The 21,702-nt window shown below is 63.5% G+C and carries 20 protein-coding genes; 15 read left to right on the top strand and 5 right to left on the bottom strand.

What is annotated here, in order from left to right; genetic code table 11:
- The first annotated feature begins 20 nt into the window (after nt 1-20).
- From gcvP to AWB77_RS00515, 5 genes are all read left to right on the top strand, one after another.
- Nucleotides 21-2,951 carry an aminomethyl-transferring glycine dehydrogenase gene (gene gcvP / locus AWB77_RS00535; RefSeq protein ID WP_061132463.1) on the top strand — a complete coding sequence of 977 codons (2,931 nt, stop codon included), beginning with the start codon at nt 21-23 and terminating at the stop codon, nt 2,949-2,951.
- A gap of 123 nt (nt 2,952-3,074) precedes the next feature.
- A complete protein-coding gene (locus AWB77_RS00530) occupies nt 3,075-4,166 on the top strand; it encodes an alginate lyase family protein (protein ID WP_061132462.1) in 1,092 nt (363 codons plus the stop codon).
- 20 nt (nt 4,167-4,186) lie between these two features.
- Entirely contained in the window at nt 4,187-5,575 is a 1,389-nt protein-coding gene (locus AWB77_RS00525; RefSeq protein WP_061132461.1) for an L-serine ammonia-lyase, read from the top strand.
- Between the two features lie 186 nt (nt 5,576-5,761).
- Nucleotides 5,762-6,259 (top strand): hypothetical protein, encoded by a 498-nt coding sequence (locus AWB77_RS00520; RefSeq protein WP_061132460.1) that lies wholly within the window; start codon nt 5,762-5,764, stop codon nt 6,257-6,259.
- Nucleotides 6,250-7,005, top strand: coding sequence for a hypothetical protein (locus AWB77_RS00515; protein WP_244158372.1), 756 nt, complete (start codon nt 6,250-6,252; stop codon nt 7,003-7,005). The genes AWB77_RS00520 and AWB77_RS00515 overlap by 10 nt, the downstream gene beginning before the upstream one ends.
- Nucleotides 7,006-7,013: 8 nt before the next feature.
- Here the strand turns inward: AWB77_RS00515 and flhA are convergent, their stop codons facing one another.
- The 5 genes from flhA to flgA form a co-directional block, all read right to left on the bottom strand.
- Nucleotides 7,014-9,119, bottom strand: a complete 2,106-nt coding sequence (gene flhA, locus AWB77_RS00510; protein ID WP_061132459.1) for a flagellar biosynthesis protein FlhA — start codon at nt 9,117-9,119, stop codon at nt 7,014-7,016.
- Complete coding sequence (gene flhB, locus AWB77_RS00505) at nt 9,116-10,324, bottom strand: flagellar biosynthesis protein FlhB (protein ID WP_061132458.1); 1,209 nt, start codon at nt 10,322-10,324, stop codon at nt 9,116-9,118. Before flhB ends, flhA begins: the two co-directional genes overlap by 4 nt.
- 194 nt (nt 10,325-10,518) lie before the next feature.
- The gene (locus AWB77_RS00500; RefSeq protein ID WP_061133090.1) at nt 10,519-10,953 is read right to left on the bottom strand and encodes a flagellar protein FlgN; all 435 of its coding nucleotides are present in this window, start codon (nt 10,951-10,953) and stop codon (nt 10,519-10,521) included.
- Between the two features lie 91 nt (nt 10,954-11,044).
- Nucleotides 11,045-11,386 (bottom strand): flagellar biosynthesis anti-sigma factor FlgM, encoded by a 342-nt coding sequence (flgM, locus tag AWB77_RS00495; RefSeq protein WP_082852553.1) that lies wholly within the window; start codon nt 11,384-11,386, stop codon nt 11,045-11,047.
- A 170-nt stretch (nt 11,387-11,556) separates the two neighbouring features.
- Entirely contained in the window at nt 11,557-12,855 is a 1,299-nt protein-coding gene (gene flgA, locus AWB77_RS00490) for a flagellar basal body P-ring formation chaperone FlgA (RefSeq protein ID WP_061132457.1), read from the bottom strand.
- Nucleotides 12,856-13,058: 203 nt separating this feature from the next.
- Here flgA and flgB point away from each other — a divergent pair, with 203 nt between their 5' ends.
- The 10 genes from flgB (at nt 13,059) to AWB77_RS00440 (ending at nt 21,576) form a co-directional block, all read left to right on the top strand.
- Nucleotides 13,059-13,550, top strand: a complete 492-nt coding sequence (gene flgB, locus AWB77_RS00485; RefSeq protein ID WP_061132456.1) for a flagellar basal body rod protein FlgB — start codon at nt 13,059-13,061, stop codon at nt 13,548-13,550.
- A gap of 17 nt (nt 13,551-13,567) precedes the next feature.
- Nucleotides 13,568-13,993 (top strand): flagellar basal body rod protein FlgC, encoded by a 426-nt coding sequence (flgC, locus tag AWB77_RS00480; RefSeq protein WP_061132455.1) that lies wholly within the window; start codon nt 13,568-13,570, stop codon nt 13,991-13,993.
- 24 nt (nt 13,994-14,017) lie between these two features.
- Nucleotides 14,018-14,740 carry a flagellar hook assembly protein FlgD gene (locus AWB77_RS00475; RefSeq protein WP_061132454.1) on the top strand — a complete coding sequence of 241 codons (723 nt, stop codon included), beginning with the start codon at nt 14,018-14,020 and terminating at the stop codon, nt 14,738-14,740.
- Nucleotides 14,741-14,784: 44 nt separating this feature from the next.
- A complete protein-coding gene (gene flgE, locus AWB77_RS00470; protein ID WP_061132453.1) occupies nt 14,785-16,002 on the top strand; it encodes a flagellar hook protein FlgE in 1,218 nt (405 codons plus the stop codon).
- Nucleotides 16,003-16,039: 37 nt separating this feature from the next.
- On the top strand, nt 16,040-16,792 hold the full coding sequence (gene flgF, locus AWB77_RS00465; protein ID WP_061132452.1) for a flagellar basal-body rod protein FlgF: 753 nt from the start codon (nt 16,040-16,042) through the stop codon (nt 16,790-16,792).
- A 27-nt stretch (nt 16,793-16,819) separates the two neighbouring features.
- The gene (gene flgG, locus AWB77_RS00460) at nt 16,820-17,608 is read left to right on the top strand and encodes a flagellar basal-body rod protein FlgG (protein ID WP_061132451.1); all 789 of its coding nucleotides are present in this window, start codon (nt 16,820-16,822) and stop codon (nt 17,606-17,608) included.
- A gap of 112 nt (nt 17,609-17,720) precedes the next feature.
- Nucleotides 17,721-18,371: a flagellar basal body L-ring protein FlgH gene (locus AWB77_RS00455; RefSeq protein ID WP_374728672.1), complete on the top strand. Its 651-nt coding sequence runs from the start codon at nt 17,721-17,723 to the stop codon at nt 18,369-18,371.
- Nucleotides 18,372-18,373: 2 nt separating this feature from the next.
- The gene (locus AWB77_RS00450; protein WP_061132449.1) at nt 18,374-19,501 is read left to right on the top strand and encodes a flagellar basal body P-ring protein FlgI; all 1,128 of its coding nucleotides are present in this window, start codon (nt 18,374-18,376) and stop codon (nt 19,499-19,501) included.
- 16 nt (nt 19,502-19,517) lie between these two features.
- Nucleotides 19,518-20,579: a flagellar assembly peptidoglycan hydrolase FlgJ gene (gene flgJ, locus AWB77_RS00445; RefSeq protein ID WP_061132448.1), complete on the top strand. Its 1,062-nt coding sequence runs from the start codon at nt 19,518-19,520 to the stop codon at nt 20,577-20,579.
- A 244-nt stretch (nt 20,580-20,823) separates the two neighbouring features.
- On the top strand, nt 20,824-21,576 hold the full coding sequence (locus AWB77_RS00440; protein ID WP_061133088.1) for a flagellar brake protein: 753 nt from the start codon (nt 20,824-20,826) through the stop codon (nt 21,574-21,576).
- Nucleotides 21,577-21,702 lie beyond the last annotated feature (126 nt).

Genomic DNA, 21,702 nt, shown 5'->3' with positions numbered 1-21,702 from the left:
CGTCGCAAGCAGGATTTCACATGAAGCTCGAACACCCGGATCGCCTGATGAACCGCACCTCTTTGTCACTCGCCGCGCTCGAATGCCACGACGCATTCGCCGAGCGGCACATTGGCCCCGATGAAGCCGACCAGCGCGCCATGCTCGACGCGCTCGGTTTCGCGTCGCGCGCGGCCTTCATCGACGCGGTGATTCCTGAATCGATCCGCCGCAAGGAAACGCTGCCGCTCGGCGCATTCACACAGCCGAAGAGCGAAGCCGAAGCGCTCGCGGCGCTGCGCAAACTGGCGGACGAGAATCTGGTGTTTCGAACGTATATCGGCCAAGGCTACTATGGCACGCACACGCCGGCGGTGATCCTGCGCAACGTGCTCGAAAACCCGGCGTGGTACACGGCTTACACGCCGTATCAGCCGGAAATTTCGCAAGGTCGTCTGGAAGCGCTGCTCAACTTCCAGCAGATGGTGATGGACCTGACGGGCCTCGCGATGGCGAACGCCTCGCTGCTCGACGAAGCCACCGCCGCCGCCGAAGCGATGACGTTGCTGCAACGCGTCGGCAAGCCGAAGACGAACGTCTTCTACGTGGCGGACGACGTGCTGCCGCAGACCATCGAAGTCGTGAAGACGCGCGCGAGGCCCGCGGGCATCGACGTCAAAGTCGGACCGGCCGAGGACGCCGCGAATGCGAACGCGTTCGGCGTGCTGCTGCAATATCCCGGCGCGAACGGCGATGTGCGCGACTATCGCGCGCTGTCCGACGCGATCCATGCGGCGGGCGGCCACGTCATCGCGGCGGCGGATCTGCTCGCGCTAACGCTCATCACGCCGCCGGGCGAGTGGGGCGCGGATGTCGCGATCGGCAATACGCAGCGTTTCGGCGTGCCGGTCGGCTTTGGCGGTCCGCACGCGGCGTACATGGCCGTGCGCGATGAATTCAAGCGTCAGATGCCAGGCCGTCTCGTCGGCGTGACGGTCGACGCGCAAGGCAATTCCGCGCTGCGTCTCGCGCTGCAAACGCGCGAGCAGCACATTCGCCGCGAGAAAGCGACGTCGAATGTCTGCACGGCGCAGGCGCTGCTCGCGATCATGGCCAGCATGTACGCCGTCTATCACGGCCCGCGCGGTCTCAAGACGATCGCGCTGCGCGTGAATCGCGTGGCGTCGGTGTTCGCGGCGGGCATCGCGAAGCTCGGCTACACGATCGCAAACGAAACCTTCTTCGACACCGTGACGATCGAAAGCGGCGCCAGCACCACCGCGTTGCATCAGGCCGCTTACGCCGCGCATATCAATCTGCGCCATGTGAGCGGCACGCAAGTCGGCGTATCGCTCGATGAAACCACCACGCGCGACGACCTGCTCAAGCTCTTCGCGCTCTTCGCGGACGTCGCGGGCAAGACCGAAACGTTCGACATCGACGCACTCGACGCAGCCTTGACCGATTCGATTCCGGACGCATTGAAGCGCGAAAGCGAATATCTGACGCATCCGGTTTTCAACCGTCATCATTCCGAACACGAAATGCTGCGCTATCTGCGCAGTCTCGCCGACAAGGACCTCGCGCTCGACCGCACGATGATTCCGCTCGGCTCGTGCACGATGAAGCTCAACGCCACCTCCGAAATGCTGCCGGTGACGTGGCCGGAATTCGCCGCGATTCATCCGTTCGCGCCCGCCGAGCAGACGGTCGGCTATCGCACGATGATCGATCAGCTCGAACAGATGCTCGTCGCGTGCACGGGTTACGCGGCCGTGTCGCTGCAGCCGAACGCCGGTTCGCAGGGCGAGTACGCGGGTCTGCTCATCATCCACGCGTATCACGAATCGCGCGGCGAAGGGCATCGCAACGTGTGTCTGATTCCGGCGTCCGCGCACGGCACGAACCCGGCGTCGGCGCAGATGGCGGGCATGCAGGTGGTCGTGGTCGCGTGCGATCAGAACGGCAACGTCGATATCGACGATCTGAAGGCGAAGGCGGAGAAGCATTCCGCGAATCTCGCGGCAATCATGATTACGTATCCGTCGACGCACGGCGTGTTCGAAGTCAACGTGCGCGAAATCTGCGAGATCGTGCATGCGCACGGCGGTCAGGTGTATGTCGATGGCGCGAACATGAACGCGATGGTCGGCCTCTGCGCGCCCGGCCAGTTCGGCGGCGACGTATCGCATCTGAATCTGCACAAGACGTTCTGCATTCCGCACGGCGGCGGCGGACCGGGCGTCGGTCCGGTCGCGGTCGGCGCGCATCTGGCGAAGTTCCTGCCGAATCAGGCATCGACCGGATATAAGCGCGACGAAGCGGGCATCGGCGCGGTGTCGTCGGCGCCGTACGGCTCGGCCGCGATTCTGCCGATCTCGTGGATGTATATCGCGATGATGGGCGCGCAAGGTCTCACGGCCGCCACTGAAAGCGCGATTCTCGCGGCGAACTACGTCGCGAAGCGCCTCGCGCCGCACTATCCGGTGCTGTACAGCGGCGCCGGCGGGCTGGTCGCGCACGAATGCATTCTCGATGTCCGCCCGATCAAGGAATCGAGCGGCATTTCGGTGGAAGACGTGGCGAAGCGCCTGATCGATTACGGCTTCCACGCGCCGACTATGAGCTTCCCGGTGCCCGGCACGCTGATGGTCGAGCCGACGGAATCGGAATCGAAGGAAGAGCTCGACCGCTTCATCGACGCGATGATCGCGATCCGCGAGGAAATCCGCGCGGTCGAGGAAGGCCGCGCGGATCGCGAGGACAACGTGCTGAAGCACGCGCCGCATACGGCGGCGGTCGTCACGTCGGACGCGTGGACGCACGCCTACACGCGCGAAGCGGCGGCGTATCCGCTGAAGTCGCTGGTGGCGCGCAAGTACTGGTCGCCCGTCGGCCGTGCGGACAACGCTTACGGCGACCGCAACCTGATGTGCTCGTGCGTGCCGGTGTCGGAATACGCGGACGAGTAAGGCGCCGCGCACGAACCTGAGAGAACGCCGCCCGCAAAGCGTAAAGCATTGTCGGGCGGTTTTGCGGCGCGTTCCAGAACGGCTAACATCTCACCCCGGACCAAAGCCAATCAAGGAGTTCGCATGGCGCGGAAGGTGCGAGAGATGATAAGAAGCCGCCGAATCGTCGCAGCGGCGTTGTTATGCGCGTGGTCGTTCGGCGCGCATGCCGCGATGAATTTCTGCGCCGCGCCCGCGATGCAGACGAGCGAGCGCACCAACGCCGATCCCGGCGTGAAGGCGCTCGTGAAAATGGTGCAGTCGCATGTGAACGATCAGCCGAAGGCGCGCGCGAAGCTGCACACCGAAGGCACGCTGCCGCACGAAGGCATTTACGACGAGAGCATCGAAGCGGAAAAAGATCTCGGGCTGATGCGCGATGCCGCGCTCGCGTGGCGCGCGACCGGCGACGAACGTTATCTGCGGCTCGTCGACCGCTTTCTGTTCGCATGGACGACGACATATCAGCCGAGCTTCAATCCCATCGACGAGACGAATTTCGAATCGCTGATTCTCGCGTACGACCTCACGGCGAGCGCGCTGCCGGTGAAGACGCGCAATGCGGCGAACGTGTTCATCGGAAAAATGGTGACGGGTTATATCGCCGATATGGACAAGCAGCCGCGTCCGCTCACCGGCAATTACCGGAACAACTGGCAGAGCCATCGCGTCAAGCTGGTGGCGATGGGCGCGTTCACGATCGATGACCGCAAGCTCATCAACGCGGCGCAGCGTCTGTTCGTCGAGCATATCGGCGACAACATCGCGCCGGATGGATCGACGGTCGATTTCGCCGAACGCGACGCGCTGCGCTACGTCACCTACGATCTTCAACCGCTCGTGACGGCGGCGCTCGCGGCGCGGCGGCACAACCGCAACTGGCTGCCCGAACGCGCGCAGTCGGGCGCGACGCTGGCCGAGGCGCTCAACTGGCTTACGCCGTACGCACTCGGCACGAAGACGCACGACGAATTCGTGAAGTCGTCGATGCCGTTCGACGCGAAACGTCGCGAGGCTGGGTTGCCGGGATTTTCGGGTCAGTGGGATCCGAAGAACGCGGCGGAACTCTTTCATCTGGCGGCGCGTCTCGACGGCCGCTATGCGCCGGTCGCGCTGCGGCTCGCACCGACGCCGCCCGCGTGGCTCGCGGTGTGTCTGCCGTTGCCGGCGCGCTAATTACATAGGCAGATATCATCATGGCAGTCAGCGTATTCGACCTCTTCAAGATCGGCATCGGACCTTCGAGCTCGCACACCGTCGGGCCGATGCGCGCGGCGTTGATGTTCGCGCAGGGGCTCGAGCGCGACGGACTGCTGGAAGCGACGGCATCGGTGAAATGCGAGTTGTACGGCTCGCTCGGCGCGACGGGCAAGGGGCATGGCACCGATCGCGGCGTGATGCTCGGCCTGATGGGCGACGCCCCCGACACCGTCGATGCATCGACCATCGTGCCGCGTCTCGAACAGGTGCGGACGTCGAAGACGCTCGCGCTGCTCGGCGTGCGCATGATTCCGTTCACGATCAGGGAGAACATCGCGTTCTACCGGCAGGCGCTGCCGGAGCATCCGAACGGCATGAAGCTCCATGCGTTCGATGCGAGCGGCGCGTTGCTGCGCGAGGCGACGTATCTGTCGGTCGGCGGCGGCTTCGTCGTGACGGCGGGCGCGGCGAACACGGCGGTGCTGACGGCGCACGAGCAATTGCCGTATCCGTTCCAGACCGGCGACGAACTGATGAGGATGTGCGCGGAATCCGGCAAGTCGATCGCGCAACTGATGTGGGAAAACGAGCGCGTCTGGCGCAGCGAGGACGAGATTCGCGCGGGACTATTGCGCATCTGGGACGTGATGCAGGATTGCGTCGCGCGCGGATGCGGCATCGGCAATCCGGACGCGGAAGGACATTTGCCGGGACCGTTTCAGGTGAAGCGGCGCGCGCCGCAGCTTTATCGCGCGCTGGCGGGCAAGCCGGAGCAGGCATTGCGCGATCCGTTGTCGATGATCGACTGGATCAATCTCTACGCGATCGCGGTAAACGAGGAGAACGCGATCGGCGGACGCGTGGTCACGGCGCCGACGAATGGCGCGGCGGGCATCATTCCGGCCGTGCTGCATTACTACGACCGGTTCGTGCCGGGCTCGAACACCCAAGGCGTGATCGACTTTCTGCTGACGGCGGCGGCTATCGGCATTCTGTACAAGATGAACGCGTCGATATCCGGCGCGGAGGTCGGATGTCAGGGCGAAGTCGGCGTCGCTTGTTCGATGGCGGCGGGCGCGCTCGCCGCGGTGCTGGGCGGAACGCCGGCGCAGGTCGAGAATGCGGCCGAAATCGGCATGGAGCACAACCTTGGACTGACGTGCGATCCGGTCGGCGGGATGGTGCAGATTCCGTGCATCGAGCGCAACGCGATGGGTTCGGTCAAAGCCGTCAACGCGGCCCGCATGGCGATGCGCGGGGATGGATCACACTACGTTTCGCTCGATTCTGTCATCAAGACGATGCGGGAGACGGGCGCGGATATGAAGACCAAGTACAAGGAAACGTCGCGCGGCGGGTTGGCGGTGAATATCGTGGAGTGTTGAGGTATTTCACTGCTCGCGTGCAGCTTTCGCGGCGTGGACTGAAACATTCGTTTAACGAAGCGTTGTGCGTCAGGAGATGCGGATAGTATCGGTTCGGGAAAAGGAAAACCGATCGACCGCTCCTGTTTCATATCACGCACAGAGTTGCGCAGATGCGGTTGCTCGAAACATCAGAGAGAACCGCATTTGAATCCGAGAGAACTTGCCGCTCACAAACGCGCAAACAAATTCCTTGCTCGAACGCCGCAGTTCAACAAGATGGTCCGAAACAAGCTGCCCAAGCCATTCAACAAGATTGGACGACAAGGCAGTTATGCCACTGATCTGATTCCGGTCTCGGATGAGCATCGAGTGATCTTCATGTGGCACGATGGCCCTGAGCGCACGGACCGCTCGTTCTACGGGTACTTGCTCTGCGTCGTTCACAACGACGATCTGTATCCGATCTTCGAGTTCCACTATCATCCCAGCCACAAAGGCTTGCACTGCAAGACGCCTTGCAAGACAGCGGCCGACTACCGGAATCGCTTGCTGCCGCGAGCACCTGAGCTTAATCTAAAGTCGCATCGTGACTTCGATCCAAGACTAGAGTCGGACAGAGCCGAGTTGATCAGGATCTTCTGCCAAGCCGTCGGAGTCGAGACGCCGATCAGAATCAATCGCCAAGGTGAGCTATGGAATTGACCCAGTCGCTGAAGCGGAACATCTGTTCTCTTTTCGAAGTGCATGCAGATACAAATGGCATGCATCGAATCGTCACTCCACTCGAATATCCGGGAACTGGAGATCGCGTTGTGGTGCGGGTTCGTCCGCAGAACGGCGAGTATGTGATCGATGAAAACGGAGAAGCCTGCTTGTGCGCAAGTATGGCGGGGGGCGATGTGGAGTCGTCAGCGGTCGGACGATGGACACGCGAATTCGCCGAATTAAGCCCTGCGCGCCTTTGCGAGGACGAAGTGATACGCGCCACCGCGGTCGACGAACGAAGTGTCGCGCCCTACGTGTTTCGGGTGGCTGAGGCTGCACAGCAACTCTACGGCATCGCAACCTCGCAGGTGGAACGCCAATCGAATAGCGACTTCAAAGAACGGCTGTCGAGCGTTCTGAAAGAAATCGCCGACGAAACCGGCATTCCTCTTCGCTCCGATGTCGAGCTTCCCATTCCAGGCGGCCTGATGGCCGACCACGTCATCGACGCCACGAAGCCGTTGATCATCATCGGAGCATCGAATGCCACACACTTGCTTGAGGCAGAGGTGATCTACATGCAGTACAAGCTTCAGAAGATCGACGGCTATGTCCTGGCGATCGCCGAGAGCCAGAAGGCGGTCACGAAGAAGCAGTTCGAGCGAGCAAACTATTACACGGACAAGACCGTGGCGTTCGACGCCGACAACCTCAAGGGCATGATCGCTTCATCGCTTCAATAGGCGACGCATCACGCCCCAATCAAATTAACCACCTTCACATTCCGCGTATCCGGCACTTCCGCATAGGAAATCACCTTCAGTTGCGGCAAGCTCCGGCGCAGGAACCGCGCCAGCATCGCGCGTAGCGAGTGCTGCACGAGCAGCACCGGCGGCAAGCCCAGATTTTGCTGACGCATGATCGCGTTCTGCGTCGAATTCATCAACGTCTGCGCAAGTCCCGGCTCGAGCCCCGGATTCGTGCCCGTCGACAGCGCCTGCGACAACACACGCTCCAGCGTCGGGTCGAGGCCCATCACCTGCAAATCGTCGGCGCCTGGATACCACTGCTGCGTGATCGCGCGGCCCAGCGCGAGACGTACCGCAGCCGTAAGGTCGTACGGATCGGTCATGCGCGGCGCGTGTTCCTGCAGCGCGTCGAGGATAGTACGCATATCGCGGATCGGCACGCTCTCGTCGAGCAGGTTCTGCAACACCTTTTGCAGCGTCGTCAGCGACATGACCTTCGGCACGAGATCGTCGGTGAGGGAAGGCGTGTCCTTGCCGATGCGCTCCAGCAGCGCCTGCACTTCCTGACGTCCGAGCAACTCCGCCGCGTGCGTCACGACGAGATGATTCAAATGCGTCGCGACGACCGTGCTCGCATCGACGACCGTGTAGCCGTAGACCTGCGCCTGTTCGCGCAGATTCGTATCGATCCACACCGCCGGCAGACCGAACGCCGGATCCTGCGTCTGCGTGCCGGGCAGCGCCGCCGACACCTGGCCCGGATTGATCGCGAGCCACTGCCCCGGAAACGCCTCGCCGACGCCCACTTCCACGCCCTTCAGCGCAATCCGATACCCGTTCGGCCGCAGTTCGAGGTTGTCGCGAATATGAATGACCGGCGGCAGAAAACCGATTTCCTGCGCGAACTTCTTGCGGATGCCCTTGATGCGCTTGAGCAATTCGCCGTCGCTGTTGCGATCGACGAGCGGAATCAGGCGATACCCCACTTCCAGCCCCAACGGATCGATAAGCGACACGTCTTCCCAGCTCGCTTCCGCGTTCTCGGCCGAAGCTGCCGCCGCGCTCGCCTGGAGCGGCGTGACATCGGTGACGGCGCTCTTTTTCTTCGCCTCGGCGCGCTTGTTCATCGAGCGCGCGGCATAGATGAGGCCGCCGCCGAGCAGCATGAACGCGAAGTGCGGCATGCCCGGAATCAGACCCATCACGCCGATGATCACGCCCGTAATCATCAGCACGCGCGGGTTCTGGAACAACTGCCCGGTCAACTGCGTGCCGATGTCCTCTTCGGTCGCCACGCGAGACACGATCACGCCCGCCGCCGTCGAAATGATGAGCGACGGAATCTGCGCGACCAGACCATCGCCGATCGTCAGCAGCGTGTAGTTGGTCGCCGCGTGCCCGAAGTCCATGTCGTGCTGAAGCATGCCGACGATCAGCCCGCCCACCACGTTGATGACCATGATGAGCAAGCCCGCGATCGCGTCGCCGCGTACGAACTTCGACGCACCGTCCATCGATCCGTAGAACTCGGCTTCCTGCGCGACCGCCTGGCGGCGCTTCTTCGCAGTTTCCTCGTTGATGAGGCCGGCGTTCAGATCGGCGTCGATGGCCATCTGCTTGCCGGGCATCGCATCGAGCGTGAAGCGCGCGCCGACTTCCGCGATACGCCCCGCGCCCTTCGTGATGACCATGAAGTTGATGATCATCAGGATCACGAACACGACGATGCCGACCGCGAAGTTCCCGCCGACGAGGAAGTGCCCGAACGATTCGATCACCTGACCCGCCGCATCCGGGCCGGTGTGGCCTTCGAGCAGCACGATACGCGTGGACGCGACGTTCAGCGACAGGCGCAGCAGCGTCGAGAACAGCAGCACGCTCGGGAACGCCGCGAAATCGAGCGGCTTCTGCGTGTACATGCTGACGAGCAGCACCATTACCGACAGCGCGATGTTGAAGGTGAACAGCAAGTCGAGCAGAAACGCCGGCAAGGGCAGAATCATCATGCCCAGGATCATGCAGATGAGAATCGGGCCGGCCAGGGCTCGAAGGTTCTGCGTGCCCAGCGCGTCGGGCCGTTTGGCGAAAAATCCAGCGCGCGCGTTCATGCTGCGGCTCCATTGTCAGTGTTGTCGCCGGACAGGGCATCGGCTGCTTCCTGATCGGCGTCGGCGTCGGAAACGCCGCCTTTGTCCAGTTCCTTTGGCACGTCGAGATCGGACGGTTCGTCCGGTTTCACGCCGCCGTCTTCCTTGTAGCGCTTGAGCTGATAAACCCACGCCAGCACTTGCGCGACCGCGCCGTAGAGCGCGCCCGGAATCTCGCGGTTGATCTCGACGTTGTGATACAGCGCACGCGCGAGCGGCGGCGCTTCGAGCAGCGGCACATTGTTCTCGCGTCCCAGTTCGCGGATACGCGCCGCGACCAGATTCACGCCCTTCGCGACGACCTTCGGCGCGCGCATCTCGCCATCGGCGTATTTCAGTGCGACGGCGAAGTGCGTCGGGTTCGTGACGATGACGTCCGCCGTCGGAATCGCCTGCATCATCCGGCGACGCGCGGCCGCGCGCTGCTGCTGGCGGATCTTGCCCTTGATGTGCGGATCGCCCTCGCTTTCCTTGTGCTCGCGCTTCACTTCTTCCTTGCTCATGCGCAGCTTCTTCGCGTGCGCGTAGAGCTGATACGGCACGTCGATGGCCGCGACGAGAAACAGCCCGCCGATCGCCATGCCGCAGCACACGAAGATCAGATGCATCGCGTCGGCGAGCGCGAGACCGAGCGGCTTGGTCAGAAGACCGAGCACTTCGGCCTTGCGACTCCAGATTGCCGAGCCCGCCATGCCGCCGACGACGATCGTCTTCAGCACCGACATGCCGAGCTGAACCGGCCCTTGCATCGAAAAAATCTTGCCGAGGCCGCTGATCGGATTCAGACGTCCGAAGTTCGGCGCGAGCGGTTTGGTCGTGATGAGCCAGCCGCCGAGCGCCATCGGTGCGGCGAGCGCGGCGAATCCGGCGAGCGCGAGAACCGGCAGCACCGCGAGCATGCCTTCCTTGCCCGCGTTCGCCGCGCCGATCATCATCTGGCGCGTGTCGAGCACGGTCGCGTGATCGAACGTGAACGCGCCGCGCAGGATCGATTGCAGATGCATGCTGATCGGCCCCGACAGACCCCACACGCCGAAAAATCCCGCCGCTAGCAGCGCGAACGACGCGAGTTCCCGCGAGCGCGCGACCTGTCCTTCTTCACGCGCCTTTTCCAGGCGCTTGGGAGTCGCTGATTCGGTTTTTTCGAGATCGCTTTCTTCTGCCACCGGGCCTTACTCCGTTGCTTCCATCGTGTCGAGATGCGCGCGGCACGAAGCCGCTTTTTGATGAAAGCGATTATTGCGGAAGGCGTCGAGCGGCCATCGGCGGATAAAGCCGGGGAAAAGGGGGTTATTCGGTAGATGAAAAACGGCGCGCGCTTCGCGGGAAGCACGCGCCGTTTCGAAGGCGGAGATGGAAATCAGGCGCCAGGAACGCGGCCGTCCGGGCCGTAAAAGCCGCTCCTGGACGGCGCGACCTGCAAGGCAGCCAATGCCTTGCGGTTGTATTCCATGCGCGTGCGGATCAGCACGCCGTTGTTGTTGTTGCCCTGTTTCGCGCGGCGGGCGGCGGCGGTGAGCAGCGCCCATTGCTCGGCGATCGCGGAATCGTCCGCGGCGGCGGCTTCCATGCCGACGAAGCCGGCGGGAAAACCAAGCGCCTTCAGTTGTTCGTCGCGGGCTTGTTCGAGCGCGGAGATGCGTTCGGTGAGCGCGGTCTTGCTCTGAATGATCTCGGGCAGCGCCGGAAGCGGCTGCGCGGCGATCAGCGCTTTTTCCTCATCGGCGAGGAGGGATTCGAAGGCCCGGACAGCAGCGACTTCTTCGGTAACAGTGGCAAGCAGGGCGTCTCTCATTGCATCGCTCATGAAGCAGAAGCGGTTTCAAAAAGCCGCCCGGTCTCGCAAACGCCTGCCGTCACGCGCTCGTCGCGCGCCGGGGAGGCGTTCAGCCGCCGGTCGGCGGGGTTCTCGTTTGCAGCAGGTCGCGGGCGGTGCTCAGCATGCCGTCGGCGATCTTGCCGCTGTCGATCTTCAGGCTGCCGTCGCGCATGGCGGCCTTGATCGACGCGACTTTCGCCGTGTCGATGTCCGAGCCGTTCGATGCGCGCAAATCGCTCGACAACGACGACAAGCTCACCGTCGAATTCTTCGCCGGGCTCGTGCCCGTCTGCGCTTGCTGCACCGTGCCAGCGGCACCTTTTGCGTCGTTTTGCGACGCGCGTTGCAGGTTGTCTTGAAGGCCTGCCAGAGTGGTGTTGCTATTCGATTCGATCTTCACGATGTCCATTCCCGAACGTGTTGAGTCCTTTAACGGCGACGGGTCTTGAAAACTTTACCCTGCCGATGGACCGCCAACTGCCGTTCGCCATGCTCATCGCGCGCTGAGCCTTATCTGGCAAGCCTCTGGCACATTTGAAACAAAATGAAACAAACGTGGGGGACCGAACACTTCGCCTGTTATAGCGACACTTCCACCGTCTGGCTGTCCTTCACGATGCCGGTGATGATCTGTCCGCCGGCGGTTTTTACACGTACTTGCTGGCCGGGCGACGCGTTGCTCATCGCGGTGCCGTCGGCGGAAATCGAAAAGCCGGAGCCGCCGGCGACCACGTGCACGGTCTGCCCGATCGACACCGAGCTCGCCGCGCGCAGCATGTCGGTGCGCAGCGGCAGGCCGGCGGGCACGCGTGACAGCGCAACCGCGCCGACGGCCTGCGTCGGATCGGTGACGATGGCCTGCGGCATCGCGGTGAGGTCGCCGTCGCGGGCGACGAGATCGGCGTTGCCCAGCACTTCGCCCGGTGCGATCGCGCGCGCGGCGGTGTAGTACGTCGCGTTGATCGATACGCGCGCCTGCACGTACAGCGTCCATGGACGCTCGCCGACGCAGCGCACGCCGACTGTCAGCCGGCCCCAGAGGCGCGCGCCGGTCGGCATGAACGGATCGAGCGCGGAGCAGGCGGCGAGTCCGCGCGGAAAAACCGGCGTGACCGTGATCTCGACCTTGCCCGGCAAACCGGCTGCCTGCTGTTGCAGAAAGTTGAGCGTGGCGACGCGGATCGATTCGCCGTCCTGCAGCGTGGCGGCCGCCGCCTGCGCCTGCGCTGGCGCTGGCGTCATTGACGGATTGAAGCTCACGCGCCTCATAGGCGATGCGGCTGTGGCGACCGGCGTCGCGGGACTCGCGGCGACGGGCTTTGCATTCGTGTTGCGGGCGGCGGCATCGTCGCGTGTCACGACGACGGGCATTACATCGCGCGAAGCCGACGCAACCGGTGCTCGCTGAAGTGCGGGCGATGCGGCGGGCGTCGCGACGGCAGCCACGGCCGCACGCGCGGGCTTCGCTTCGCCCGGTCCGGGAATGACGATCATGCCGCTCGCGTCGTTCGTTGCGCCGTTCATGGAATCGTCGGCGGCGTCGGCGCGGGCGTCGAGGTCGAGCGCGGCGTTGCGCATCGCGGCGTCGGCGGCCCGGGTCGCGGCGCGATAACCGGTCGGGCTCGGGCTCATGTTCGGATTCACGTTCGAGCGCGCGGCTTCGGGCGCGGCGGCGCGCGTGCCGAGTTTCTGCGCCATGTCGGCCGCGGCGGCGGGATTGGTTTCCGCGTTGCCCGGAATGACGATCATGCCGTCGGCCTGCTGCGCCTGCGCGCCCGCGACGACACACACGAGAAGCGACGCGCCCAACGTGCGGCGCGCGAACGTCGCTGCGGCGCGAGCCGTAGGGTTCGATGCACGTCTGGCCGGCCTGCTCATCGTCTTTCTCCGTTTCTGATTCGATCTGGCCGCAAAGAAGCTGCGACGACTTCAACGAGACGAATTCTAGATATCGGCCGGAACAGGCAAGCGTCGAATAGAGGCCGCGTTTCCCGGTTATTCGTCGGATTAGTTATTGCGCGCCGCTCCTAAGATGCGTGTCATGCAAAAAGGCCTCGGCGCTGCCGACAGGAGAAATCGCAATGCTAGACAGACTCGACAAGGAATTCGCTTTCGGCCGTGAGGCGCTCGACGTGCGCGCGTACCGGCAGGAATTGCTGTCGTCGAATATCGCCAACGCCGATACGCCCGGCTACAAGGCGCGCGACGTCGATTTCTCCAGCGCGCTCGCGGGTGCGCTGAAGCAGGGCGGCGGCGCGCCGAACGCGGCGACCAACGGCTCGACGCTGAAGATGGCGCAGCCCGTCAGCGTGAGCATGAGCGGCGGCCTGGCAGCGACGGCCAAAGGCCACATGAGCGGCAGCTCGACGCTGTCCGCCTCGGGCGGTTCGAGCGACGACTACGGCAGGCTCGCGTATCGCGTGCCGAACCAGCCGTCGCTCGACGGCAACACGGTCGATCTCGATGCCGAACGCGTGCAGTTCGCGGACAACGCGCTGCATTTCGAGGCGGGCATGACGGTGTTGTCGTCGCAGATCAAATCGATGCTATCGGCGATCACGTCGAATAGTTGAGCGCAGCAGGAGAACACATGCCCTCTTTGATGAACATCTTCAACGTCGCCGGCTCGGCGATGTCCGCTCAGGCGCAGCGCCTGAACGTCACCGCGTCGAATCTCGCGAACGCGGACAGCACGACCGGCCCGGACGGCCAGCCGTACAAGGCGAAGCAGGTCGTGTTCGCGGTCGATCCGCTCGGCGGCGCGAAGACCGCGTCGGGCCAGCAGGTCGGCGGCGTGCAGGTGACCGGCGTCATCGACGATCCGAGCCCGATGAAAACCAGCTACGACCCGAGCAACCCGGCGGCGAACGCGGACGGCTATGTGACGCTGCCCAACGTCGATCCGGTGCAGGAAATGGTCAACATGATTTCCGCGTCGCGTTCCTATCAGGCGAACGTCGAAACGCTCAACACCGCCAAGCAATTGATGCTCAAGACCCTGACCATCGGCACCTGATAGATACACACCAAGGAACACAACGTGACGACCAGCACAACCATCGGCAGCAACGGCACCACGGTGTCGCAGACGCTGCTCGACACCATGAACGGCGCGTCTTCGAGCTCGTCGACGTCATCGACCTCGGCGACCGGCGCGCAGTCGGCGTCTGATCTGCAGAACACTTTTCTCACGCTGCTCGTGACGCAGCTGAAGAACCAGGATCCGACCAATCCCGCCGACAGCTCGCAGATGACCTCGCAGCTCGCGCAGATCAACACGGTGACGGGCATCGGCCAGTTGAACACCTCGCTGTCCTCGCTCGCCACGCAGCTTTCCGCCGGCCAGCAGACGCAGGCGGCGCTGCTCATCGGCTCGAACGTGCTTTCCGCCGGCAACAGCATGACAGTGTCGAGCGGCAAGTCGTCGAGCTTCGGCGTGCAACTCGCGAACGACGTGAGCGACCTGCAGATCGTCGTGAAAAACGCGTCGGGCCAGATCGTCAACACGCTCGACCTCGGCGCGCAAGGCGCGGGCGTCGTGCCGGTGACGGGCTGGACGCCGGTCGATTCGAAGGGCGCCACGCTCGCCGACGGCAGCTACACGATCACCGCGCAAGGCACGATCAACGGCCAGCAGGCGACCGCGACGACGCTGTCGGCGGCTCAGGTGCAAAGCGTCGTGCAGATGTCGGGCGGCGCGCCCGGCCTCAAGCTGTCGAACGGTTCCACGGTGGCGCTGTCGGGCGTCGCGTCGATTCTCTAAATCATCAATTTTCAGGACGGGCGCGGCTCGTCACGGAGCGAAACATGAGTTATCAACAAGCACTGAGCGGTCTGGGCGCTGCATCGAGCGATCTCGACGTCATCGGCAACAACATCGCGAATGCGAACACCGTCGGCTTCAAGCAGGGCGCCGCACAGTTCGCCGACATGTACGCGAACTCGATGGCCACGGCCATCAACAACCAGGTCGGCATCGGCACGCGCCTCTCGGAAGTGCAGCAGCAGTTCTCGCAAGGCACGATCACGACGACGAACCAGGCGCTCGACGTCGCGATCAACGGCAACGGTTTTTATCAGTTGTCGAACAACGGCTCGGTCGTGTACTCGCGCAACGGCGTGTTCCATCTCGACAACAGCGGCAACATCGTCAACTCGGCGGGCCTGCAACTGATGGGATACGCGGCGGATTCGAGCGGCGTCGTCAACAGCGCGAACACGGTCCCCCTCACGGTGCCGACCGCGAACATCGCGCCGACCGCGACCAAGACCATCACCGCCGCGTTCAACCTGAACTCGCAGGACGACGTGAAGGCCGCCACCGACTTCGATCCGACCAACGGCAACACGTACAACGCGTCGACGTCCGTCGATGCCTACGATTCGCTCGGCGGCACGCAGAAAGTGTCGGTGTACTTCACGAAGTCCGGCACGAATTCGTGGGAAGCGTTCGCGGGCTGGGGCGATCCGGTCGCGGGCAAGACCGACCTCGGCCCGGTCACGTTCGATTCGTCGGGCAACCTGACTTCCGGCAAGACGTTCTCGTTCACGATCCCGAACGGCGCGAGCGCGACGGCGGGCGCGACGCAATCGCTCACGCTCGATCTCTCCGGCACGACGCAATACGGCGCGAAGAGCGGCCTCACGAATCTGCATCAGGACGGCAACAGCACTGGCGAACTGACGGGTTTCACGGTCGGCAGCGACGGCATGCTGACGGGCAACTACTCGAACGGCGAAACGAAGGCACTCGGCCAGATCGCCATCGCCAACTTCAACAACCAGAACGGTCTGCAGAACCTCGGCGGCAACGTGTACGCGCAGACGGCGGCATCGGGCGCGGCGCAAGTGTCCGTGCCGGGCTCGACCAACCACGGCACGCTGCAAGGCGGCGCGGTGGAGAACTCCAACGTCGACCTGACGAGCGAGCTCGTGAACCTGATCACCGCGCAGCGCAATTACCAGGCGAACGCGCAGACGATCAAGACGCAGCAGACCGTCGACCAGACGTTGATCAATCTGTAAGCACCGTCCGCAAGCATAGGGAAGAAGGAAGCGATTCATGGACCGTCTGATCTACACCGCGATGACCGGCGCAAGCCAGGCGCTCGAGCAGCAGGCCGTCGTGGCGAACAACCTGGCGAACACGTCGACCACGGGTTTCAAGGCGCAGCTCGCGGCGTTCCGCCAGGTGCCGATGTCGTTCGAGAACCAGTCCGCCGACGGCACGACGCGCACCTTCGTGCTGTCGTCGACGCCGAACGCGGACTACTCGGCAGGCCCGATTCAGCAGACGGGCAATCCGCTCGACGTCGCGGTTCAGGGCCAGGGCTGGCTGTCCGTGCAGGCCGCGGACGGCAGCGAGGCGTACACGCGCGCGGGCAATCTGCATGTCGATCAGAACGGCCAGCTCGTTACCGCGAACAACCTGCCGGTGCTCGGCAACAGCGGCCCGCTGTCGATTCCGCCGGGCGCGGAAGTGACGGTCGGCAAGGACGGCACGATCTCCGCGCTGATTCCGGGCGATCCGCCGACGGCGATCGCGGTCGTCGATCAACTGAAGCTCGTGAACCCCGATCCCGCGACGCTCACGCGCGGCGACGACGGGCTCTTTCGCACCGCCGGCGGCGATCCCGCCGATGCGGACCCGAACGTCGTCGTGGCCGGCGGCGCGCTCGAGGGCAGCAACGTGAACCCGGTCGCCGCGATGGTCTCCATGATCACCAACGCCCGGCAATTCCAGATGCAGACGAAGCTGATGGAATCGGCCGACCAGAACGAACAGTCGGCCAACAAGCTGCTCAACTTCAGCTAAGCGGCGCAAGACATTTAGGAAACGAACATGAATCGCTCTCTCTACATCGCCGCGACCGGCATGAATGCGCAACAGGCGCAGATGGACACCATCTCGAACAACCTCGCCAACGTGAGCACCAACGGCTTCAAGGGCTCGCGCGCGGTGTTCGAGGATCTGCTGTATCAGACGACGCGCCAGCCCGGCGCAAATTCGACGCAGCAAACCGAGCTCGCGTCGGGCGTGCAACTGGGCACCGGCGTGCAGCAGGTCGCGACCGAGCGCCTCTACACGCAGGGCAATCTGCAGCAGACCGGCAACTCGAAGGACGTCGCGATCAATGGTCAAGGCTTCTTCCAGGTGACGATGCCCGACGGCACGACCGCCTACACACGCGACGGCTCGTTCCAGACCAACTCGCAAGGCCAGCTCGTCACGTCGAGCGGCTATCAGCTGAATCCGGCGATCACGATTCCGCAGAACGCGACGGCGATCACGGTCGGCTCGGACGGCACGGTATCGGTGACGAGCGCGAACAGCTCGACCAGCACGACGGTCGGCCAGATCACGCTCGCGACTTTCATCAACCCGGCCGGCCTCGATGCACGCGGCGAAAACCTGTTCTCGGAGACGAGCAGCTCGGGCGCGCCGAACGTGTCGCAGCCGGGACTGAACGGCGCGGGTTCGTTGCAGCAGGGCTATGTGGAAGCGTCGAACGTGAACGTCGTGCAGGAACTGGTGAACATGATCCAGACGCAGCGCGCGTACGAAATCAACAGCAAGGCCGTGACCACGTCCGACCAGATGTTGCAGACGCTCTCGCAGATGCAGGTGTAAATCCCCTTCTATTCGACGAATGGGAATTGCGCGGATGGCGTCACACTGACGCTCATTTCGCTTCAAACGAGTTATCACGATGTCGTCCACTCAAATTCTTTCGCGCCTTTCGATGGCCGCGCTCGTTGCGGCGACGGCCGCGTGCGGCCTCGTTCCGAAAGAGCCGATCATCCAGCAGCCGATGACCGCGCGTCCGCCGCAGCCGCCCGTGGGCACGCGTTCGCCCGGCGCGATCTACAACGCGGGCTACGCGGGCAGGCCGCTTTTCGAAGACCAGCGTCCGCGCAACGTGGGCGACATCCTGACCATCGTGATCTCGGAAAACGTCAACGCGACGAAGTCGTCGGCGGCGAACACGAATCGCGGCGGCAACGCGTCGTTCGCGGTGCCGACGACGCCGGGCATCTTCGGCGGCCTCTTCAACAACACGACGCTCTCGGCGACGGGCGCGAACAAGTTCACGGCGGCGGGCGGCGCGAGCGCGGCCAACACGTTCAGCGGCACGCTGACCGTCACCGTCACGGAAGTCATGTCCAACGGCAATCTGATGGTGAGCGGCGAGAAGCAGATGCTCATCAATCAGGGCAACGAATACGTGCGCTTCTCGGGCGTCGTCAACCCGACGACGATCTCGGGCAGCAACACCGTCTTTTCCACGCAGGTCGCCGACGCGAAGATCGAATATTCGGCGAAGGGTTACATCGACGAAGCCCAGAACATGGGCTGGCTCCAACGCTTCTTCCTCAACGTCGCGCCGTTCTGATCATGAATTCGTTTCTTCGTTTCGTTTCGTTCTCGCTCGCAGCCGCGCTCGTCGCGATCGGCACCGCGCATCAGGCACACGCCGAGCGTCTCAAGGATCTCGTGTCGTTTCAGGGCGTGCGTGACAATCCGCTGATCGGCTACGGCCTCGTCGTCGGTCTCGACGGCACCGGCGACCAGACGATGCAGACGCCGTTCACGACGCAATCGCTCACCAACATGCTCGGCAATCTCGGCATCACGGTGAATTCGGCGACGTCGTCGAACATGCAGTTGAAGAACGTCGCCGCCGTGATGGTGACGGCGACGCTGCCGCCGTTCGCGCGCCCGGGCGAAGCGATCGACGTGACCGTTTCGTCGCTCGGCAATGCGAAGAGCCTGCGCGGCGGCACGCTGCTGATGTCGCCGCTCAAGGGCGCCGATGGCCAGGTCTACGCGATGGCGCAGGGCAACCTCGTCGTCGGCGGTGCGGGCGCGAGCGCGAACGGCAGCAAGGTGCAGGTGAATCAGCTCGCCGTCGGCCGCATTTCGGCGGGCGCGATCGTCGAGCGCGCGGTGCCTACGGCGTTGCAGCAGCAGGGCGGCGTCATGCAGATGGAACTGCGCGAGATGGATTTCGACACGACGCAGCGCATCGTCGCGGCGGTGAACAATCAGTTCGGCATGGGCACCGCGCTCGCGCTCGACGGCCGCACGATTCAGCTTCGCGCGCCGCAGGAGCCGGGCGAACAGGTGTCCTTCATGGCGCAGTTGCAGAACATCGACGTGCGTCCGGCGCAGGCCGCCGCGAAGGTGATCCTGAACGCGCGCACGGGTTCCATCGTGATGAATCAGATGGTCACGCTGCAGAACTGCGCGGTCGCGCACGGCAATCTGTCGGTGGTCATCAATACGAAGACGGCGGTGAGCCAGCCGGGCGCGTTCTCGAACGGGCAGACGGTTGCGGCGAAGGAATCGTCGATTCAGTTGAAGCAGGACAACGGCGCGCTCAAGATGCTCGCCGCGGGCGCGAATCTCGCGGACGTCGTGAAGGCGCTCAACGCGCTCGGCGCGACGCCGGCGGATCTGATCTCGATCCTTCAGTCGATGAAGGCCGCGGGCGCGCTGCGCGCAGACCTCGAAATCATCTAAGAACGAATAAGAACCTATGAACTCGAACACGAACGGCATCGCCAGCGCCGCGCTGGCATCGACCGATACGAGCGGCGGAATCTCGAATCTCTCGAACCGTTTCGCGCTCGATACGCAGGGCTTCGACGCATTGCGCGCGCAGGCCGGCGCGAACCCGCAGCAAGGACTCAAGGAAGCGGCCAAGCAGTTCGACGCCGTCTTCACGCAGATGATGCTGAAGAGCATGCGCGACGCGACGCCTTCGGACAGCCCGTTCGAATCGAACGACACGAAGTCGTTCACGTCGATGCTCGATCAGCAGTTGTCGCAACAGATGTCGTCGAAGGGTATTGGCGTCGCGGACATGATGTTGAAGCAGTTGATGCGCAATTCAGGCGCGCAGACCGGCGCTGATGGAAAAGGCGGCGCCATGGGCACGTCGAGCACGATGAACGCGATGCAGACGCTCGGCGGCATGTCGGGCGGCGGCGGCGATCTCGACGCGAACGCGGGCAATCTCGCCGCGATGAACGCGATGGCGAAGGCGTATGCGGCGGCGCAGGCCAACAAGGGCAGCGCGGCGCTCGCGGGCAAAGGCTATACGGCGGCGGATTCGCTGGAGCCGCCCGCGCGCGGCAACGGCTCGGACAAGGTGAATGCGTTCGTCGACCGGCTCGCGGTGCCGGCGCAGGCCGCGAGCGCGGCGACGGGCATACCGGCGCGCTTCATCATCGGACAGGCGGCGCTCGAATCGGGCTGGGGCAAGCGCGAGATCAAGCATGCGAACGGCGCGACGAGTCACAACATCTTCGGCATCAAGGCGACGAGCAACTGGACCGGCAAGACGGTCGATTCGGTGACGACGGAGTACGTCAACGGCCGTCCGCAGAAGGTCGTGGAGAAGTTCCGCGCTTACGATTCGTACGAGGATGCGCTGACCGATTACGCGAGCGTCATCAAGAACAATCCGCGCTATGCGCCGGTGATCCAGGCGTCGCGCGATGTCGCGGGCTTCGCGCACGGCATGCAGAAGGCGGGCTACGCGACCGATCCGCAGTACGCGAAGAAGCTCATTTCGATCATGCGACAGATCGTATGACGCCCGCGCGCGCGTGTTTGGGTGTGCAAAAAATGGCGTATGTTCGGATCTTTTGCGACTCGCAAACGTTTTACGTTCGTAGGGACGGCGCACCACATACATTTCGCGGCGGGCGACCCTAAACTTTCGAAGATGTATGCCGCTAACCTGAATAATCGGAGTTCCGGACCGGTGAGGTCTGGGGCGACGCGTGACGATTCGGGGACACGAGCGGCGCGCGAGCACAATGAACACGGCTAGCACCATGAACACCAATCACATGCATGACGTTGCCGACGAGGACATCGCGCCCATCGTGGATTTCGGCCGGCGCAATCCGCTCGAAATCGGCGTGGCACTACGCAATCTCGCCAATCGCGGCGACTTTCTGACGGCGCAATACGGCGACGGTCAGATCGTCACGCGCTTGCTGGATGTGGATGTGACCGCGCATCGGTTCACGATCGACTGGGGCGGCCTCGAGCATCAGAATCGCGGCGTGCTTGCGTCGCAGAAGCTGATTTTCAATGCGTCGCCGGATGGAGTGCGCGTCGAGTTCACGACGCCGGGCGCGCGCGAGACGATGTTCGACGGACGTCCTGCGTTCGAGATCGAGTTTCCGCCGGTGCTGTATTACATGCAGCGGCGCGAGTATTTCCGCGTCGAGGCGCCGGTGCTCGATCCGTACATTTGCACGGGCACGTTGCCGGATGGCGAGCGCTTCCGTTTCGAGGTGCATGATCTGTCGCTGGGCGGCGTGGCGTTGCGCACGACGGACGAGCGCGTCGCGGATCTGGAGATGGGCATCGTGTTGCAGGATGCCGAGCTGCATTTCAGCGCGAATGGACGCGTTACGGTGGATATGAAGCTGGTTTCGCATCGGGAATCGACGACGGCGAAAGGGGATCGTCGATATACCATCGGGTTCAAGTTTGTTTCCATGCCGGGGTCGGCGGAGAATACGCTTCAGCGGTTGATCACGCAGTTGGAGATGAAGCGGCGGTCTTTGGTTAAGTAGGTGTTTTGTTTTGCCGTTGTTGCCGTTGTTGCCGTTGTTGCCGGATCCCGTTTTGTTATTGGTCTATTAGCACTGCCCCTGTGCGGGGCGGCAGTCACTTTCTTTGCTGCTGCAAAGAAAGTAACC

It is taken from the genome of Caballeronia fortuita (genome assembly GCF_001544835.2).
GTDB classification, from domain to species: domain Bacteria; phylum Pseudomonadota; class Gammaproteobacteria; order Burkholderiales; family Burkholderiaceae; genus Caballeronia; species Caballeronia fortuita.
This window is presented reverse-complemented; position numbering and strand designations above follow the sequence as displayed.

Excerpts from the sequence above, each read along its gene's own strand:
- gcvP (WP_061132463.1), top strand. The coding sequence starts at position 21 with ATGAAGCTCGAACACCCGGATCGCCTGATGAACCGCACCTCTTTGTCA.
- AWB77_RS00530 (WP_061132462.1), top strand. The coding sequence starts at position 3,075 with ATGGCGCGGAAGGTGCGAGAGATGATAAGAAGCCGCCGAATCGTCGCA.
- AWB77_RS00525 (WP_061132461.1), top strand. The coding sequence starts at position 4,187 with ATGGCAGTCAGCGTATTCGACCTCTTCAAGATCGGCATCGGACCTTCG.
- AWB77_RS00515 (WP_244158372.1), top strand. The coding sequence starts at position 6,250 with ATGGAATTGACCCAGTCGCTGAAGCGGAACATCTGTTCTCTTTTCGAA.
- flhA (WP_061132459.1), bottom strand. The coding sequence starts at position 9,119 with ATGAACGCGCGCGCTGGATTTTTCGCCAAACGGCCCGACGCGCTGGGC.
- AWB77_RS00500 (WP_061133090.1), bottom strand. The coding sequence starts at position 10,953 with ATGAGAGACGCCCTGCTTGCCACTGTTACCGAAGAAGTCGCTGCTGTC.
- flgM (WP_082852553.1), bottom strand. The coding sequence starts at position 11,386 with ATGGACATCGTGAAGATCGAATCGAATAGCAACACCACTCTGGCAGGC.
- flgA (WP_061132457.1), bottom strand. The coding sequence starts at position 12,855 with ATGAGCAGGCCGGCCAGACGTGCATCGAACCCTACGGCTCGCGCCGCA.
- flgB (WP_061132456.1), top strand. The coding sequence starts at position 13,059 with ATGCTAGACAGACTCGACAAGGAATTCGCTTTCGGCCGTGAGGCGCTC.
- flgC (WP_061132455.1), top strand. The coding sequence starts at position 13,568 with ATGCCCTCTTTGATGAACATCTTCAACGTCGCCGGCTCGGCGATGTCC.
- flgE (WP_061132453.1), top strand. The coding sequence starts at position 14,785 with ATGAGTTATCAACAAGCACTGAGCGGTCTGGGCGCTGCATCGAGCGAT.
- flgF (WP_061132452.1), top strand. The coding sequence starts at position 16,040 with ATGGACCGTCTGATCTACACCGCGATGACCGGCGCAAGCCAGGCGCTC.
- flgG (WP_061132451.1), top strand. The coding sequence starts at position 16,820 with ATGAATCGCTCTCTCTACATCGCCGCGACCGGCATGAATGCGCAACAG.
- AWB77_RS00455 (WP_374728672.1), top strand. The coding sequence starts at position 17,721 with ATGGCCGCGCTCGTTGCGGCGACGGCCGCGTGCGGCCTCGTTCCGAAA.
- AWB77_RS00450 (WP_061132449.1), top strand. The coding sequence starts at position 18,374 with ATGAATTCGTTTCTTCGTTTCGTTTCGTTCTCGCTCGCAGCCGCGCTC.
- flgJ (WP_061132448.1), top strand. The coding sequence starts at position 19,518 with ATGAACTCGAACACGAACGGCATCGCCAGCGCCGCGCTGGCATCGACC.
- AWB77_RS00440 (WP_061133088.1), top strand. The coding sequence starts at position 20,824 with ATGAACACCAATCACATGCATGACGTTGCCGACGAGGACATCGCGCCC.